The organism is Quisquiliibacterium sp. (assembly GCF_982640115.1).
The window spans coordinates 1-16,741 of record NZ_CEXFHW010000033.1; the positions used below are offsets into that span (position 1 = coordinate 1).

Annotated in this window: 15 protein-coding genes; 14 read left to right on the top strand and 1 reads right to left on the bottom strand. The window is 72.2% G+C overall.

The genetic code is table 11. The features are described 5' to 3' along the window. The coding region (locus tag AC2H6A_RS05925) for a hypothetical protein (protein WP_484272222.1) at positions 1 to 317 on the bottom strand (317 nt) is incomplete at its 3' end. On the opposite strand from AC2H6A_RS05925, the gene AC2H6A_RS05930 reads away from it, so the two are divergent. From AC2H6A_RS05930 to AC2H6A_RS05995, 14 genes are read left to right on the top strand one after another with little or no spacing between them, the layout of a single operon-like run. Next, the gene (locus AC2H6A_RS05930) at positions 307 to 1,404 is read left to right on the top strand and encodes a hypothetical protein (RefSeq protein WP_484272223.1); all 1,098 of its coding nucleotides are present in this window, start codon (positions 307 to 309) and stop codon (positions 1,402 to 1,404) included. The genes AC2H6A_RS05925 and AC2H6A_RS05930 overlap by 11 nt on opposite strands. A gap of 12 nt (positions 1,405 to 1,416) precedes the next feature. Next, positions 1,417 to 2,550 carry an XrtA/PEP-CTERM system-associated ATPase gene (locus AC2H6A_RS05935; protein WP_484272224.1) on the top strand — a complete coding sequence of 378 codons (1,134 nt, stop codon included), beginning with the start codon at positions 1,417 to 1,419 and terminating at the stop codon, positions 2,548 to 2,550. After that, positions 2,547 to 3,479, top strand: coding sequence for an XrtA system polysaccharide deacetylase (locus AC2H6A_RS05940; RefSeq protein WP_484272225.1), 933 nt, complete (start codon positions 2,547 to 2,549; stop codon positions 3,477 to 3,479). The genes AC2H6A_RS05935 and AC2H6A_RS05940 overlap by 4 nt, the downstream gene beginning before the upstream one ends. Next, positions 3,476 to 4,522 carry a FemAB family XrtA/PEP-CTERM system-associated protein gene (locus AC2H6A_RS05945; protein ID WP_484272226.1) on the top strand — a complete coding sequence of 349 codons (1,047 nt, stop codon included), beginning with the start codon at positions 3,476 to 3,478 and terminating at the stop codon, positions 4,520 to 4,522. The genes AC2H6A_RS05940 and AC2H6A_RS05945 overlap by 4 nt, the downstream gene beginning before the upstream one ends. Positions 4,523 to 4,543: 21 nt before the next feature. Beyond that, positions 4,544 to 6,121, top strand: coding sequence for an exosortase A (gene xrtA, locus AC2H6A_RS05950; protein ID WP_484272227.1), 1,578 nt, complete (start codon positions 4,544 to 4,546; stop codon positions 6,119 to 6,121). An 11-nt stretch (positions 6,122 to 6,132) separates the two neighbouring features. Then, on the top strand, positions 6,133 to 7,317 hold the full coding sequence (locus AC2H6A_RS05955; RefSeq protein WP_484272228.1) for a TIGR03088 family PEP-CTERM/XrtA system glycosyltransferase: 1,185 nt from the start codon (positions 6,133 to 6,135) through the stop codon (positions 7,315 to 7,317). A 6-nt stretch (positions 7,318 to 7,323) separates the two neighbouring features. Further along, positions 7,324 to 9,207 carry an XrtA/PEP-CTERM system amidotransferase gene (locus tag AC2H6A_RS05960; protein ID WP_484272229.1) on the top strand — a complete coding sequence of 628 codons (1,884 nt, stop codon included), beginning with the start codon at positions 7,324 to 7,326 and terminating at the stop codon, positions 9,205 to 9,207. After that, positions 9,204 to 9,983 carry a tetratricopeptide repeat protein gene (locus tag AC2H6A_RS05965; RefSeq protein WP_484272230.1) on the top strand — a complete coding sequence of 260 codons (780 nt, stop codon included), beginning with the start codon at positions 9,204 to 9,206 and terminating at the stop codon, positions 9,981 to 9,983. Before AC2H6A_RS05960 ends, AC2H6A_RS05965 begins: the two co-directional genes overlap by 4 nt. A 3-nt stretch (positions 9,984 to 9,986) precedes the next feature. Beyond that, positions 9,987 to 11,450 (top strand): oligosaccharide flippase family protein, encoded by a 1,464-nt coding sequence (locus AC2H6A_RS05970; RefSeq protein ID WP_484272231.1) that lies wholly within the window; start codon positions 9,987 to 9,989, stop codon positions 11,448 to 11,450. Continuing rightward, positions 11,447 to 12,394: a glycosyltransferase family 2 protein gene (locus tag AC2H6A_RS05975; RefSeq protein WP_484272232.1), complete on the top strand. Its 948-nt coding sequence runs from the start codon at positions 11,447 to 11,449 to the stop codon at positions 12,392 to 12,394. Before AC2H6A_RS05970 ends, AC2H6A_RS05975 begins: the two co-directional genes overlap by 4 nt. A 22-nt stretch (positions 12,395 to 12,416) precedes the next feature. Then, entirely contained in the window at positions 12,417 to 13,442 is a 1,026-nt protein-coding gene (locus AC2H6A_RS05980) for a glycosyltransferase family A protein (RefSeq protein ID WP_484272233.1), read from the top strand. A gap of 2 nt (positions 13,443 to 13,444) precedes the next feature. After that, on the top strand, positions 13,445 to 14,527 hold the full coding sequence (locus tag AC2H6A_RS05985) for a glycosyltransferase (protein WP_484272234.1): 1,083 nt from the start codon (positions 13,445 to 13,447) through the stop codon (positions 14,525 to 14,527). Further along, on the top strand, positions 14,524 to 15,288 hold the full coding sequence (locus tag AC2H6A_RS05990) for a class I SAM-dependent methyltransferase (protein ID WP_484272235.1): 765 nt from the start codon (positions 14,524 to 14,526) through the stop codon (positions 15,286 to 15,288). The genes AC2H6A_RS05985 and AC2H6A_RS05990 overlap by 4 nt, the downstream gene beginning before the upstream one ends. Next, entirely contained in the window at positions 15,285 to 16,736 is a 1,452-nt protein-coding gene (locus AC2H6A_RS05995; protein WP_484272236.1) for an oligosaccharide flippase family protein, read from the top strand. Before AC2H6A_RS05990 ends, AC2H6A_RS05995 begins: the two co-directional genes overlap by 4 nt. Positions 16,737 to 16,741: the final 5 nt, after the last annotated feature.

Genomic DNA, 16,741 nt, shown 5'->3' on the forward strand with positions numbered 1-16,741 from the left:
GCGGAGGCGGCTGGATCGACGCTCAGACCCCCGGTGAGCGTGGCATTGGTGTTGTAGACCGCCGCGCCCGCCTGCAGTCCCAGCCAGTCGCCGGCGAGCAGGGTGTTGCCGCTCGCCCGCAGGTCATGTCGGGTGTACAGGTCGCTGCCGTTGCCGCCGTGCGCGGCGAAGTTGCGCATCTGGTAGCTCAGGCTCGCCTGGGTGCGGGCATCGGCGATGCCGGCGCTCAGGTAGGGCGTCACCTCCAGGGTCTGGCGACCGGGCCCGGGCCCCGCGCCGGCGCCCGGCGAATCGGCGGCCAGCACCGTGCTGCGCACCCTGTACCTCGCGCCCTACCTGCGCGGGCGCATCGGCGCCCAGGCCGACTGGCGCGTGCAGTACCGGGGGGAACTCACCGACACCTCGGGCAACATCAATGCCGCGCTCGCCCGCAGCGCCCACTACCTCAACGCCCAGGTCACCAGCGGCGCGGCCTTCAATCCCTGGGGCTGGGCGCTGGTCAGCGGCGGCCAGCGCCGCGACTTCACCGGCGGGCTGTCGCTGAGCAGCGCCAGCACCTCGGCCACGCTCTACTACACGCCCTCGCCCGAGTTGCGCCTGGGCGCGTCGATGAACTACCTGTACATCGAGCGGCTGAGCAACTCGGCTGGCGACACCCACGGCTGGGGGCCGGGCGTGTCGCTCGACTGGTCGCCCAGCCGGCGCACGACGCTGCGCGGCTCGTTCTCACGCCAGTACTACGGCAACAACGGCACGCTCAGCCTCTCCCACCGCACACAGCGCCTGGTGTTCGGACTCGACTACGCCAACTCGCTGCTGCAGACCAACACCGCCTCGCTGCTCACCTTCAACCCGGGCGCGATCTTCGCCGCAGGTGGTTTCTCGCCAGCGCTCAATCCGCTGTTCAACCAGCTCGCCGGCCTGGGCCTGCTCTCGAACACCGACCTGGTGGTGGGCACGCCCGTGATCAACGATGCCATGGTGCGCAATCACAGCCTGTCGGCCTCGGTGGGCTGGGTGTCGCCCGCCTGGTCGGGCACCGCCACGGTGTTTCGCAGCACCCGCGAGACCCTGCTCGCCTCGACGGTCTTCGGCATTCCCAACGGCCTGTCGCCCGCATCCTTCGGGCTGTTCAACAACCGCGGCATCGCGCTCAACGGATCGATCACCCTCGATGCCCGGCACGCACTGCTGCTGGCCGCGTCGGTGCGTGATTCGGACCAGTCGAACTCCGACCTGCGGGTACGATTCAGCGTGTATCAGGCTGCGATCAGTTCGCGCATCGATGAGCGCTCCACGGCCACCCTGGGCCTGCGCCGCACCGTGCAGAGCGCCGAGGGCAGCGGCGGCGTGAGCGGCGAGGAGAACGCCCTGTTCGGCACCCTCGATTTCCGGATGCGGTGAGGAGCCGGGACCATGTACGAAGCCTTCTTCCGCCTCACCGGCAAGCCCTTCCAGCTCAACCCCGATCCCGATTTCTTCTACGGCAGCCGTGGTCATCGCCGGGCGATGGCCTACCTCGAGTACGGCCTGCACCAGGGCGAGGGCTTCATCGTGATCACCGGCGAGGTCGGCGCGGGCAAGACCACGCTGGTGCGCAACCTGCTGCGCCGCGTGCCCTCGGACAGCGTGCAGGCAGCCCAGATCGTCTCCACGCAGGTGGGTGCCGACGATCTGCTGCGGCTGGTCGCGGGCAGCTTCCAGCTCGATGTCGCGGGTCTGGACAAGTCGTCCCTGCTGCAGCGCCTGGAAGAGCACTTCCGGGCGATGCACCGCACCGGCCGGCGTGCGCTGCTGGTGGTCGACGAAGCGCAGAACCTCTCGCCCCGGGCCGTCGAGGAGCTGCGCATGCTCTCGAATTTCCAGGAGGGCACCCGTTCGCTGGTGCAGAGCTTCCTGGTGGGCCAGCCGGAGTTCCGGGCGATCCTGCAACGCCCGGAGATGCGCCAGCTCAAGCAGCGGATCATCGCCTCCTACCATCTAGGGCCGCTCGACTCCGCCGAGACGCGCGCCTATGTCGAGCACCGGCTGCGTCATGTGGGCTGGCGCGGCGACCCCGATTTCAGCCCCGACTCTCTCGCCCAGGTGCATGCGGTGGCCGAGGGTGTGCCGCGGCGGATCAACACCCTGTGCGACCGTGTGCTGCTGGCTGCGTTCCTCGCCGAACGCCACGACATCGACCGGGACCTGATCGAGGATGTGGCCGCCGAACTCGCCGACGAACTCGGCGGGCCGACCGGCGGCGCCTTGCTGGCCGTGGTGCCTGCGGGCGCGCCCGATGAGCCGGTGGGCAGCACCGGTGGCGACACCGAGACCGGCGCGGCCAGCAGCGCCGCCTCGGCGGCGGCGCGCATCGCCTTGCTGGAGGCCCGCCTCGCCCGACTGGAGGCCTCCTCGGCCACCACCTACAACGTCCTGCAGCGGGTGCTGAGGGTGCTGCGCGCCAGCACCGGTGCGCTCGGCCTGAACCGCGCCGCGCCCGGCGAGGGCCGGGCCCGTCGTGGCGATCCTGATGGCGCAGGCAGTGCGCCGGTGCGGGCGGTCCGATGAGCATGGCCTGGGCGCGCAGCGCGCCCGCGGCACCCGGCGTCAGCCCGATCGACGCCGGCCGTCCACCGGGCCCGGGCCTCGCTGCGGCGGACGGGGTGGTCAACGCGTTGTCGATCGACGTCGAGGACTGGTTCCAGGTCTCGGCGCTCGCGCCCTACATCGGACGCGAGACCTGGGACGAGCAGCCGCGCCGGGTGGAGCGCAATGTCGATCTGCTGCTGCAGCTGCTCGCCGATGCCGGGACGAGCGCCACCTTCTTCACCCTGGGCTGGATCGCCGAGCGTCACCCGGCGATGATCCGGCGCATCGTCGCCGCCGGCCACGAGCTTGCCAATCACGGTTACGCCCACCTGCGGGCGAGCGAGCAGACGCCGGCCGCGTTCCTCGCCGACCTGCACCTGGCCAGAACCCTGCTCGAACAGATCGGCGGCGTGGCGGTGCGCGGCTACCGGGCGCCGAGCTTCTCGGTGGGCCCGGCCAATGCCTGGGCGCACGAGGTGATTGCCCGCGCCGGCCACGACTACAGCTCGAGCGTCTTTCCGGTGGCCCACGACCACTACGGCAGCCCGGATGCGCCGCGCTTTGCCCATCGCACCGCGGCCGGTCTGTGGGAGCTGCCCCCGGCCACCGTGCGGCTGGCCCGACGCAACTTCCCGATTGCCGGCGGCGGCTGGTTCCGGCTGATGCCCTATGCGGTGTCGGCCTGGGGCGTGCGCCGGCTCAATGCCCGGGAGGGTGAACCCGCGGTGGCGTACTTCCATCCCTGGGAATTCGACCCCGGCCAGCCACGGGTGCGACAGGCCGGGCCGAAGGCGCGGTTTCGCCACTACCTGAACCTCACGCGCACCCGCCCGCGGCTGGAGCGGCTGCTGCGCGAGTTCCGCTGGCAGCGCATCGACCGGGTGTTCGCCGGCCAGCTCGCCTCATGAGCGCTGCGGCCGGTCTGCCGCTGCGGGTGACCGAGGCCGGTGATGGCGACCGTGCGCACTGGCAGGCCTACACCGACGCGCATCCCGAGGCGAGCTTCTGCCATCGCTGGGAGTGGCGCGCGCTGATGGCCGAGCAGTGGCGCCACCGGCCGGTGTACCTGATCGCGCGTCGGGGCCAAGCCGTGTGCGGCGTGCTGCCGCTGGCGCACATGCGCACCCGGCTCTTCGGCTCGCAGCTGGTGAGCCTGCCCTTCTGCGTCTACGGCGGGCCGATCGCCGACGACCCGGCCGCGCTCGCCGCGCTCGACGAGGCCGCGCAGACGCGGGCGCAGGCCTGCGGCGCGGGCCATCTCGAGTACCGAAACCGCCGCCGGCTGCACCCCGACTGGCCGGCCAGCGATCTGTACGCCGCCTTCGAAAAGCCGCTGCTGGGCGATGAGCAGGCCAACCTGCTGGCCATCCCCCGCAAGCAGCGCGCGATGGTGCGCAAGGGCATGGCCGGCGGGCTGAGCGCGGCGATCGAGGATGCCGACAGCTTCCACCCGGTGTATGCCGACAATGTCCATCGCCACGGCACTCCGGCCATGCCGCGCAGCTGGTTCCGCGCGCTGCAGACGAGCTTCGGCGAGGACTGCGATGTGCTGATGGTGCGTGACCCGGCCGGGCAGGCGGTGTCGGCGGTGATGAGCTTCTGGCATCGCGGCACGGCCATGCCCTACTACGCCGGCGACCTGCCGGTGGCCAGGGCGCTGGCGGCCAACGATTTCAAGTACTGGCGACTGATGGTGCATGCCCTGGGGCGGGGCTGCACCCGCTTCGACTTCGGCCGCAGCAAGGTCGACACCGGGCCCTGGCACTTCAAGCGCAACTGGGGATTCGAGCCCCAGCCGCTGGCCTATGAGTACCGGCTGATCACGCGCAGCAGCGTGCCGCAGAACAACCCCAACAATCCCCGCTATCGCCTGCTGATCGACACCTGGCGCCGCCTGCCGCGGCCGCTGGTCGACTGGCTGGGGCCCCGGATCGTGCGCGGTCTGGGCTGATCCGCCTCCTCTGACCGATCCATGTCCCAGAGCGCCCCGCCGGCCTTTCCGATCACCGCCGCACTGGCCTTCGCCACCGCGGTGGGGGCGTCGGTGCTGCTGTTCCTGCCGGCCTGGCAGTCCATGGCCCGGATCTGGTGGGACAACGAGACCTACACCCACGGGCTGCTGGTGCCGCTGGCCTGCGCGTGGCTGATCTGGCGCGACCGCGCGCGTCTGGCCGGGCTCGCGCCGCGTCCCACGGCGCTGGCCCTGCCGCTGCTCGCGCTGTGTGCCGTGGGCTGGCTGGTGGGCGAACTCGCCGGGGTGAACGCCCTGCAGCACTTCGCGGTGATCGGCATGGTGCCGGCGCTCTTCCTGCTCTGCTTCGGCACCACCATCACCCGGCGCAATGCCTTCGCGCTGGGCTTCCTGTTCTTCGCCGTGCCCTTCGGGGAGTTCCTGATGCCCTGGCTGATGGACCGCACCGCCGACTTCACGGTGGCAGCGCTGCAGCTCTCGGGCGTGCCGGTGCTGCGCGAGGGCCGGCAGTTCGTGCTGCCCTCGGGCAACTGGTCGGTGGTGGAGGCCTGCTCGGGCCTGCGCTACCTGCTGGCGGCGATTCCGCTCGCGCTGTTCCAGACCCACCTGAACCGGCGCAGCGCGCGGGTGCAGGCGCTGTTCACCCTGGGCGTGGTGGTGCTGGCCCTGGTGGCCAACTGGGTGCGCGCCTACGGCATCGTGATGCTCGGCCATCTCAGCGACATGAGCCTCGCCGCCGGGGTCGATCATCTCGTCTATGGCTGGCTCTTCTTCGGCCTGGTCATGGGACTGGCCTTCTGGATCGAATCGCGACTGCCTGACGGTGGCCGAGGCGAGGATGTCGCGGCTGGCGCATCGATGGTGCAGACCGAGGCAGCCGTGGCGCCCACCGATGACGGCAGCCCGTTTGGCCGCGCACGGCCCGCCGCGCTCTCGCTGGTCGCCATCACCCTGCTCGCCTGCGCGCCGCTCGGTGCGGCATCGCTGCAGGCCTTGAGCGAGCCCCGGATCGAACTGGCACCGCTGGGCGCCGCGCTGGAGGCGCTGCCGCGCGAGCTGGCCACCTACCGTCCTGGCTATCGCGGCGAGCGGGCCGCCGCCAGCGGACAACTCACCCGGCAGCCGGGCGTCGGGATGGGGATCTACCAGTATGTGGGCCAGCGTGACGGTCACGAGATGATCGGCCACGGCCAGGGTGCCCTGCCCAACGAGAGCGGGTCGGCGCGACCGACCGTGGTCGTGCAGCGCGGCGAGCGCGCAGCCCGGCTGCCGGGGGCGCCCGGTGGCGCGCCGGTCAGCGAGCAACTGGTCGAGCACCTCGGCCAGCGCTGGCTGGTCTGGGAGTGGTTCTGGGTGGACGGCCAGACGCTTGCCGATCCGCGCGCGGTCAAGCTCGCCACGGCCGCTGCGCTGCTGGCGGGCCGAGGCGACGAGTCCCTGGCCTTCGTGGCCTGGACGCCGGTTGCCGGCACCGGGAGCACCGGCGCGCCCGCGCAGGCCGCCACGCTGGAGGCCCGCGCCCGGCTGAGCGCCGCCGCCGCGGCCCTGGGCGAAGCCGCACGCCCCGCCGGGCTGTGAGGGCAGGCACCGTGTCCGCCCAGCCGCCGATCGCCCGCGCCATACCGGCCCGTCCGTTGATCGCCCATGCCGTGCACCGCCTGGACATCGGCGGCATGGAGAACGGTCTGGTCAACCTGATCAATGGCCTGCCCGAGGGCTTCGCCGATCACGCGGTGATCGCGTTCACCGAGATCTCCGCCGATTTCGCGCGGCGCATCCGCCGCCCCGGCGTGCGCCTGCTCGCCCTGCACAAGCCGCCCGGGCAGACCGCGCGTATCCTGCCGCGGCTGTGGCGCGAACTGCGTCGCCTTCGCCCGAGCATCTTCCACACCCGCAATCTCGCCACGCTGGAAGGCCAGACCGCGGCCTGGCTCGCGGGCGTGCCAAGACGCGTGCACGGCGAGCATGGCTGGGACGTCGGCGATCTCGATGGCAGCAGCCCGGGCCCGTTGCGGCTGCGGCGCTGCCTGCGCCCGCTGGTGCATCACCAGGTGGCGCTGTCCGAGCCGATCCGCCGCTACCTCACCAGCCGGGTGGGCGTGGCCGACATCCGCGTGAGCCGGATCTGCAATGGCGTGGACACCGAGCGCTTCGCGCCCTGCGCCGATCGTGCCGGGACCCGGACCCGGCTGGCCGGGGCGGCGCTGCCCGCCGACGCCTTCGTGATCGGCGCCGTGGGCCGCCTGGCAGCGGTGAAGAACCTGCCGATGCTGGTGGAGGCCTTTGCGATCGCCCGCGAGCGCGATGACCGTTTCCGCCGGCAGGCCCGGCTCGCGCTGGTCGGTGACGGGCCGCAGCGCGCCGAGCTGCAGGCGCTCGTCGAGCGGCACGGCCTGGCCGGCCACACCTGGTTTGCCGGTGCGCGTGAGGACATCCCCGACTGCCTGGCCATGCTCGACCTGCTGTGCCTGCCCTCGCTCGCCGAGGGCATCTCGAACACCGTGCTCGAGGCGATGGCCTGCGGCGTGCCGGTGGTGGCCACCGCGGTCGGCGGCAACGCCGAGCTGATCGAGGAAGGTGCGAGCGGCTGGCTGGTGGCCAGCGGCGATGTGCCGGCGCTCGCCGAGCGGCTGCTGCGCTGCCTTGCCGATCCCGCAGCGCTGCATGCCGCGGGGCGGGCGGCTCGCGCGCGCGCCGTGACGCAGTTCAGCCTCGCCACGATGCTCGCCGGCTACCATGCAATGTACGCCGGCATGCTGGCGCAACCGGACTGAATGGCGATGTGCGGACTGGCCGGACTCTTCACCCCTGCCGCTGACTCGCCGCGGCTGCATGATCGTGCGCTGCTCAAGCGCATGACCGACGCGATCGCGCACCGGGGCCCCGACGAAGAAGGGTTTCATCTCGAGCCGCATGTGGCGCTGGGCCATCGTCGGCTGTCGATCATCGACCTGGCCACCGGCCAGCAGCCGCTCTTCAACGAGGACGGCACGGTCGCGGTGGTCTTCAACGGCGAGATCTACAACCACCGCGAGCTTGCCCTCGAGCTGGCCGCCTGCGGTCACGCGCTGCGTACCCGCAGCGACACCGAGGTGATCGTGCATGCCTGGGAGCAGTGGGGCGCCGACTGCGTGCGCCGCTTCCGCGGCATGTTCGCCTTCGCGTTGTGGGACCGCCGTCAGCGCACACTGTTCATGGCCCGCGACCGGCTGGGCGTGAAACCGCTCTTCTGGACGCAGCTCGCGGATGGCACCGTGGCCTTCGGCTCGGAGCTGAAGTGCCTCACCCTGCTGCCCGGCTTCGACGCCACCCGCTGCGACTACGCGGTCGAGGACTACTTCGCCTTCGGCTACATCCCCGATCCGCGCACCATCTACCGCCATGCGCACAAGCTCGCGCCGGCCCATACCCTCACCTGGCGGGTCGGCGAGCGCGAGCCACGGATCAACGCCTACTGGGACCTGCGCTTCGAGCCCGACGAGCGCATCGACGCGCAGGAAGCCGCGCGCCAGCTGCGCGAGCGACTGACCGAGGCGGTGCGCATCCGCATGGTGGCCGAGGTGCCGCTGGGCGCCTTCCTGTCGGGCGGCGTCGACTCGAGCGTGGTGGTGGCAACCATGGCCGGCCTCAGCGCGCAGCCGGTGAAGACCTGCTCGATCGGTTTCGATGTGGCCGCCTTCGACGAGAGCCGCTATGCGCAGCAGGTCGCGCAGCGCTACCGCACCGACCACCAGACCGAGGTGGTCGGCGCCGACCAGCCCGAGCTGATCGACCGGCTCGCCGGCCTGTTCGACGAGCCCTTCGCCGACAGCTCGGCGTTGCCCACCTGGCGGGTCTGCCAGCTCGCGCGGCAACGGGTGACGGTGGCCCTGTCGGGCGATGGCGGCGACGAGACCTTCGGCGGCTATCGCCGCTACCGGCTGCACCTGATGGAGGAGCGGCTGCGTGGCGCGCTGCCCGCCGGCCTGCGCCGGGCGGTGTTCGGCCCGCTGGGCCGTTGGTACCCCAAGCTCGACTGGCTGCCGCGGCCGCTGCGCGCGCGCACCACGCTGCAGGCCCTGGCCCGCGATCCGGTGCAGGCCTATTTCCATTCCGTCTCGGTGCTGCGCGACGAGGAGCGGCTGGCGATGTACTCGCCCGAGTTCCGCCGGCGTCTGGGCGGCTACAACGCGATCGAGGTCTTCCGTCGCCACGCCGCGAACGCGCCCACCGACCAGCCGCTGTCGCTGGTGCAGTACCTCGACTGCAAGACCTATCTGCCCGGCGACATCAACACCAAGGTCGATCGCGCCAGCATGGCGCACTCGCTGGAGGTGCGCGAACCCCTGATGGACCACGAACTGGTCGAGTGGGCCGCCACGCTGCCGCAGCGGCTGAGGGCCACCCCCTCGCAAGGCAAGATCCTGCTCAAGGCCGCCTACGCCGACGCCCTGCCCCACGAGCTGCTGCACCGGCCCAAGATGGGTTTCGCGGTGCCGCTGGCCACCTGGTTCCGTCAGGGACTGCAACCCGTCGCAGCCTCGGGCGAGATGCTGGCCGGCACGGTTGCCGGCGGCACCGCGCGCGCGTTCTACGACGAGCACCGTTCCGGCCGACGCGACCGCAGCGCGGCGCTCTGGCTGCTCGGTGCGATGTCGCGATTCGAAGGGAGCCTGTCGTCATGAACCCTGCCCAGACCGACGCGCAGGCGTCGAGGCCTGCCCGCGCCCTACCGCACCGGACGCTGCCCGCGCCGCGACGCTGGCCTGCCCTGCCGCGGGCGGCAGCCTCGGCGCTGGTGCTCGCCCTTGCCGCCGGCATTGCCCCGGGCGTGCAGGCCAACGGCGCGCCCGCCGCCTCGGGCGCCGCCCCCACCGCCGGCGCAGCGAACCTGCCGGTCGCGTCGTCACCCGGCGGCGCCACGCCGAGAACCCTGCCTCCCGTGCGGCCGACCGACCGCCTGGTCCCCAAGGACTGCCTCTACACCAACTCCACCGCGCACTCGGTGGCGCAGCCCGAGATCTACGAGTCACTGGTGCGCCGCTACGGCGAGGGCTGGACGCACATGCACCACTACTGCAATGCGCTGCGCCAGTTCATCGAGTACAACCGCTTCGGCATCGGCGTGCATCGGCGCAACGAGCTGTCATCGCGGATCATCGGCGAGCTCGACTACGTGATCCGCTGGGCGCCCACCGACTTCGCCCTGCTGCCCATGGTCATGCTCAAGCGGGTCGAGTACCTGATGCACTTCGGCCGGGTCCGCGAGGGCTTCGAAGGGCTCAACGACATGATCGAGATGTTCCCGAAGCAGGCCGAAGCCCATGCGCGCCTGGCCTGGTATCTGCGCCGCGCCGGCCGCCAGTCCGAGGCCGATGAGGTGCTCGGCCGGGCCCGGGGCCTGGTGGCCGATCCGGCCGAGCTCGACGCCGCGGTGCAGCGACTGGCGGCTGCGAACTGATCGATGAGCCAGGCCCGCCGCTCGGTGTCGCTGAGCCTCGCCGACGGCGCGCTCAGCCTCGCGCTGCAGTTCGCCGCCACGGTGGTGGTGGCGCGGCTGGTGGCGCCGGCCGACATTGGCGTGTTCACCCTGGCCGCGCTGGTGCTGGCGATCGCCGGCCGGCTGCGCGATTTCGGCATCGGCGAGTACCTGGTGCAGGCCGCCGATGACTCGCCGCGCCGGGTGCGCGCCGCGCTCGGCCTGAACCTGCTGGTATCGGGCGTGGTGGCGGCGCTGGTCTTCGCGGGCGCGGGCCTGATCGGCGAACTCTATCGCGACCCGCGGGTGGCCGAGGCCATCCGCTGGATGGCAGTGAACCTGCTGGTGGTGCCCTTCGGTGCGGTGTGTCTGGCGAGCGCGCAGCGGCGCATCGACTTCCGCCCGATGTTCATGGCCAGCCTGCTGTCGAACCTCACCCACTTCGCGGTGGCGGTGGGCGGCGCGGTGGCCGGCCTCGGCTTTCGCGCCCTGGTCTGCGCGTCGATCGCCGGCGTGGCGGTGTCGGTGCTGGTGGCGGTGCTCGGGCGGCCGGCCGGCCTGAGCCTCGTGCCGGGCACAGGCGGCTGGCGCGAGATGGCCGGATTCGGCGGACACCTGGCGGGCCTTTCCGTGCTCACCCAGGCAGGTCGCTCGCTCAACGAACTCGCGATCGGCCGGGTGCTGGGCGTGGAGCCGACCGCGCTCTACAGCCGGGCGCAGGGCCTGGTGGAGATGCTGAGCGGGCTCGCCTCGCGGGTGGTCTCGCCGCTGGCGCTCGCGCTCTACGCCGCGGATGCACGGCAGGGCGACCCGCAGGCCGCGCGATTCCTGCAGGTGCAGTCGCTGCTCACCGGCGTGGCCTGGCCCTTCCTGTTTGCGCTCGCGGTGCTGGCCGATCCGGTGGTGGCGCTGCTCTATGGTCCGGTCTGGCGCGAGTCGGCCACGCTGCTGCCGGTGCTGTGCCTGGCGGCCGGCCTGGAGCTGGCCTGCTCCTCATGGCAGGACCTGCTGGTGTCACGCGGCGCGGTCGCCCGGGCGCACCGCCTGCAGGCGGCTGCCCAGCTGCTGCGGCTGCCGGGGCTGGCGCTGATCGGCCCGTGGGGTCTGAACGGCGCGGCCTGGGGGGCCCTGCTCTCGGCCGCGCTGGTGACCGCCCTCGCCATGCGGGCGGTCTCGCGGCATGCAGGCATCCGCGCCGGCGACTGGCTGCGCGCGCTGCGCCCGAGCCTGGTCGCCGGCCTGTGCTGCCTGGCCCTGGCCTGGCCGGTGCTGATCGCAATCCGCGCACAGGCACTCGACGGACCCGGCTGGCTGGCGGTGGCCGCCCCGGTGCTGGCCCTGGGCTGGCTGCTGTCCTTGCGCATGGCCGATCACCCGCTGTGGCCGCAGGTGCGGGCGCTGTGGCTGCGGCGCGGCGCAGGCCCCGGCATCACGGGAGGCACGGCATGACCCCGCCCGAGGTGTCGGTGGTGGTGCCGCTGCACGAGGGCCGCGCGTTCATTGCGCAGACCCTGCGCTCGCTGCTGACGCAGAGCGCCGGCGACATCGAGGTGCTGGTGATCGACGACGGCTCACAAGACGGCGGCGACGCGCTGTGCGCGGCGGCCGATGACCCGAGGGTGAGCCTGGTGCGTCAGCCGCGCCAGGGCGTGGCCGCGGCCCGCAATCACGGCATGCACCTGGCGCGTGGCGCCTTCATCGCCTTCTGCGACCAGGATGATGTCTGGCACCCACGCAAGCTCGAACGCCAGCTCGGTGCGCTGGCGCGCGACCCCGACGCCGGGCTGTGCTGCACGGGCTACCGGTTCTGGCATGCCGGGGCCGACGGTCTTCATGGCGACCCGGCGCTGCTGCTGGCCGATGACGCCGACGCGCGACTCGACCCCGCGCTCTCGGGCTGGGTCTATCACCAGATGCTGCTGGAGTCCTGCGTGCTCACCAGCAGTGCGCTGATCCGCCGCGAACTGGCCGCCGCGCTCGGCGACTGGGACACCGGCCTCGAGTATGGCGAAGACTGGGACTACTGGCTGCGCGCCTCGCGCCTGACCCGCTTCGCCTTCCTGGCCGCGCCGATGGTGGCCTACCGGCAGAGCGCGCGCCAGGGGTCGCGCCAGCCCCGCGACGAGAACTGGTCGGAGCGGGTGCTGCAAAGGGCGATCGCGCGCTGGGGCATGAGCGGGCCCGACGGCCGTCGTCCGGATCCGCAGGCCTTTCGCCGGCGTCGGGCGATCGACTGGCAGGGCCACGGCGCCCAGCACCTGCAGGCCGGCAACCGCTCGGTGGCGCTGCGCGCGCTGTGGCGCGCGGTGCGCCTCGACCCGGTCAACCGCGGGCACTGGCAGCTGATCGCCCGCGCCTGCCTGCCGGCGCCCACGCGCAAATCCAGCCGCTGACCTCGTCGCCCCGAAAGACGCCATGACCGGATCCGCCCGCGACACCATCGCCGTCGTCACCCCCTTCTACCAGCGCCGGCCCGGCCTGCTCGCCAAGGCGCTGCGCTCGGCATTCGAGCAGACGCTCGGCGACCGGGTGCTGCCGATCGTGGTCGACGACGGCTCGTCGGTGCCGGCGCGCGACGAGATCGCCACCCTGCCCGCCGCCTGGCGCGACCGGGTGGTGCTGGTCACGCAGCCCAATGGCGGCGCCGGTGCCGCACGCAATCGTGCGCTCGACCAGGTGCCGCCCGGCACGCCGTTCGTGGCCTTCCTCGATTCGGACGACACCTGGCGCCCGGCGCATCTGGAACGCGCAGTGTGCGCGCTCGGTGAGGCCCATGACGCCTACTTCGCCGACTGGTGGTCTTTCAACCACCCGGATCAGAGCAACTTCACCCGCATCGGCTCGCTGCGGCCCGCCGAGCACGCACCGCTGCCCGGCGTGCCCGGCGCCCATGCGCTCGGCATCAGCCCGCTCGAGCACATCCTTCGGGACGGCGGCGGGGTGATCCAGACGTCCACCGTGGTCTACCGCCACGACCGGCATCCGGCGCTGCGCTTTCGCGCGGAGTTCTACAACGGCCAGGACTTCTTCTTCTGGATGGACCTCGGCGAGCGCGGCGCGCCCTTCGTGTTCTCCACCGAGGCCGATGCCGACAACGGCGAGGGCATCAACATCTACCAGGGAGCGGGCTGGGGCACCGAGCGCTCGCTGCAGCGGCTGCGCAACGAGCTCTTCGTCTGGACCTCGGTGCGCCGCTTCTACCGCCTGACCGACAGCCAGAGGGCGAGCAACCGGCGCACCATCCGCCACCTCCAGGCCAGCGTGGTGCGCGACGTGCTGCACCGCCTGCGACGCCGCCAGCCGGTGAGGATCGCGCTGCTGCGCGACATCGTCGGCATGGACCCGACCATCCTCGGACTGGCTCCCTGGGTGCCGATGCGCGTGCTGCTCGACCGCGGCCGCACGGCGCTCGGGCGCAGCGTCGGCAGCCGGGGGGCGTGACGATGCGCCCGACCGTCCTGCTGCCCCACGGCATCGCGCGCAACCGCTATGTCGACGAGCTCGCGCAGGCCTGGCACAGCCTCGGATTCGAGCTCGTGCAGGGTCCGCAGACCCTGTTCGAGACGCAGCATCGCCCGGCGCTGATCCATCTGCAGTGGCCCGAAGAGCTGTATCGCTGGCATGGCAGCGGCTCGCCCCTGCTGCGAGCGCGCGCCTTCGTGGACCGGCTCGATGCGCTCAAGGCTGGCGGTGCTCGCCTGGCCTGGACGGTCCACAACCTCGCGCCCCACGACCATCCCGACGACCCGCTCGACCACGAGGTCTACCAGGCGGTCATCGACCGGGCCGATCTCATCGTCCATCACGGCGAGGCATCGCGCACGCTGCTGCGTCAGTGCCATGCGGTGGGCGAGGTCCGCGAGATCGTCCTGCCGCACGGCCACTTCGGCGGCTACCCGCAAGGCGGCGATCGCGCCGCCACCCGCGCCCGCCTGCGCCTGCCCGCAGACGCCACGGTGTTCCTGCACTTCGGCCTGATCCGCGGCTACAAGGGACTGGACCTGCTGCTCGACGCCTATCGCGCCGCGCGCGTGCCGCGCAAGCGGCTGGTGATCGCCGGCACCTGGGCGATCGCGGCGCAAGGACAGTCCCTGGGTGAACGGCTGCGCATGGCCTGGATCCGGCGCTGGGCGCGCACGATCCGCTGCGAGTTCCGGCATGTGGCCGACGACGAGATCCGCGACTTCATGGCGGCGGCCGATGCGGTGGTGCTCGCCCACCGCCAGGTGCTCAACTCGGGCGTGGCCGTGCTGGGCATGAGCTTCGGCAAGCTCGTGGTCGGCCCCGACACCGGCTGCGTGGGTCCGCTGCTCGCCGAAGGCGTCAACGAACGCTACCCGGCAGGCGACACCGCCGGTCTGGCGCGGGCGATGGAGCGGGCCGCCGATCCGGCCCGCATCACGGCCGCGCGGGTCAACGCCACCATCGCCCGGGGCTGGGACTGGCAACGCAACGCCGCGGCCATCATCGCCGCGCTCGGCATGCCGGTGCCCGATCGGCAATCGGTCCTTGTGGAGGTGTCATGAGCCTGCCCGTCTGGCTTCGTCCCCTGGTGCCGCAGGCCCTGCGCCGATGGCGCAGGCGCGAAGCGGTGAAGTCCGCGCTGCTCGAGGCGGTGAGCTCGACCCAGCCGCGCGAATGCCCGATCTGCGGCCACCGCGGCCTGTTCACGCACTTCGGCCGACCGCCGCGCATCGATGCGGCCTGCACCGGCTGCGGCTCGCTCGAGCGTCACCGGCTCTTCTGGCTGTGGTTCGGCGGCAACCCGGCGCAGCTCCCCGGCCCGGTGCTGCACTTCGCGCCCGAGCGGGTGCTCGAGCGCCGGCTGCGGCCGCTGCTGCCCGACTACCGCAGCGCCGATCTGTTCGAAGCCGCCGATCTGCGGATCGACATCGAGCGAACCGGCCTGCCCGACGGTGCCTTCGGCGCAATCATCTGCAACCATGTGCTCGAACATGTCGACGACAGCCTCGCGATGGCGGAGCTGCACCGCATCCTCGCGCCGGGAGGGCGGCTGGTGTGTTCGGTGCCGATCGTCGAGGGCTGGGCGCGGACCTACGAGGATGCGTCGATCCGCAGCCGCGAGGCGCGCGCGCTGCACTTCGGCCGCTTCGACCATGTCCGCTGGTACGGGCAGGACTTCCGCGATCGCCTGCGGGCCGCCGGATTCGCCCGCATCGACGAGATCACCGCCGAAGGCCCGGCCGTGATCACGCACGCGCTGATGCCCGGCGAGAAGGTCTTCGTCTGCCATCGCGAGGCCTCCCCGACGGGAGCGCCCGCTTGATCGGCAAGCTGCCGCGCGCCACGCTGTTCTCGGTAGGCGAGCGCCTGATCGCTTTCGTGCTGCAGTTCGGCGCGACGGTGGTGATCGCCCGTCTGCTCTCGCCTGCCGAGGTCGGCGTGTTCTCGCTGGCCGCAAGCCTGGTGGCGATCGGCCATGTCTTCCGGCAGTTCGGCGTGGGCGACTTCCTGGTCCAGGAGCGCGCGCTCGACCGCGATCTGCTGCGCGCCGCCTACGGCATGACGCTCGCGGTGTCCTGGGCGATCGCGGCGCTGCTGCTGGTTGCCGCCGCGCCGCTGGCCATGCTCTATCGCGAGCCCGCCGTCGCGCAGGTGCTGCAGGTGATGGCGCTCAGCTTCCTGCTGATGCCGATCGGCTCGATCTGCTCGACCATGCTGGTGCGCGAGCTCTCCTTCGGACGGCTGGCCGCGGTGCAGACCGCGAGCACCGCGGTGGCCGCGGCCACCAGCGTGGCGCTGGCCTGGGCGGGATGGTCGTCGCTGAGCCTCGCCTGGGGCGCGGTGGCGGGCAACGCGGTTACCCTGGTGCTGTTCGCGCTGCTGCGTCCGGCCGAGTTCTTCATGTGGCCAAGGCTGGGCGAGTTGCGGCGCATCCTGCGCTTCGGCACGCCGATGACCGGCAGTTATCTCTCCGAGCAGCTCGCGGCGCGGGTGCCCGATCTGCTGATGCCGCGCAGCCTCGGCTTCGAGGCGCTCGGCCTGTTCAGCCGCGGCCAGAGTCTTGCGCTCACCGCCCATGATGTCCTGGTCACCGGCTTCGTGCGGGTGGCCCGGCCGGTATTCGCCGCCGGCGAGCGCGAGCCGGCCGCGCTGCGCGAGACCTACCTCGCCTTCCTCACCCGCCTGGCCGCGCCGCCGCTGGCGGCCTTCCTGTTCATGGCGATCTTCGCCGAGCCTCTGGTGCGGGTGCTCTTCGGCGCGACCTGGCTGCCAAGTGCGCCGGTGCTGACGGTCACCGCGGTGAGTCTGGCGCTGGCCGTCCCCTGGTACCTCGCACCCGGTCTGCTGATCGGCACCGGGCGGGCAGGGCCGATGCTGCGGGTGGCGCTCGTGCGGCTGCTCGCCGCCGGCCTGGCCGTGGCGGTGGGCGTGCAGATCGGCCTGATGGCCACCGCCCTGCTGCTCGCGCTGGCGAGTCTGCTGCACCTGACCGCCTACCAGCGCGCACTGCGCGCGGCCACGGGCATCAGACTGGGCGATCTGGCGCGAGCCTGTGCACCCTCGCTGCGGGTGATCGGACCGGCGCTCGCCGTGGCCGCGCTCGCCCGGCTGATGCCCGCCGACACCGCCTGGCAGGCGCTGCTCTCGGTAGGCGCGGGACTGGGCCTGCTCACCGGCATGAGCGTCTCGCTGGCGATCCTCACCCGCCATCCGCTGGCCATGGCCCTGGGCCGGCTCGGCGGCCTGCACCAGCCGGCGGAAAGCCGCTGAGCACG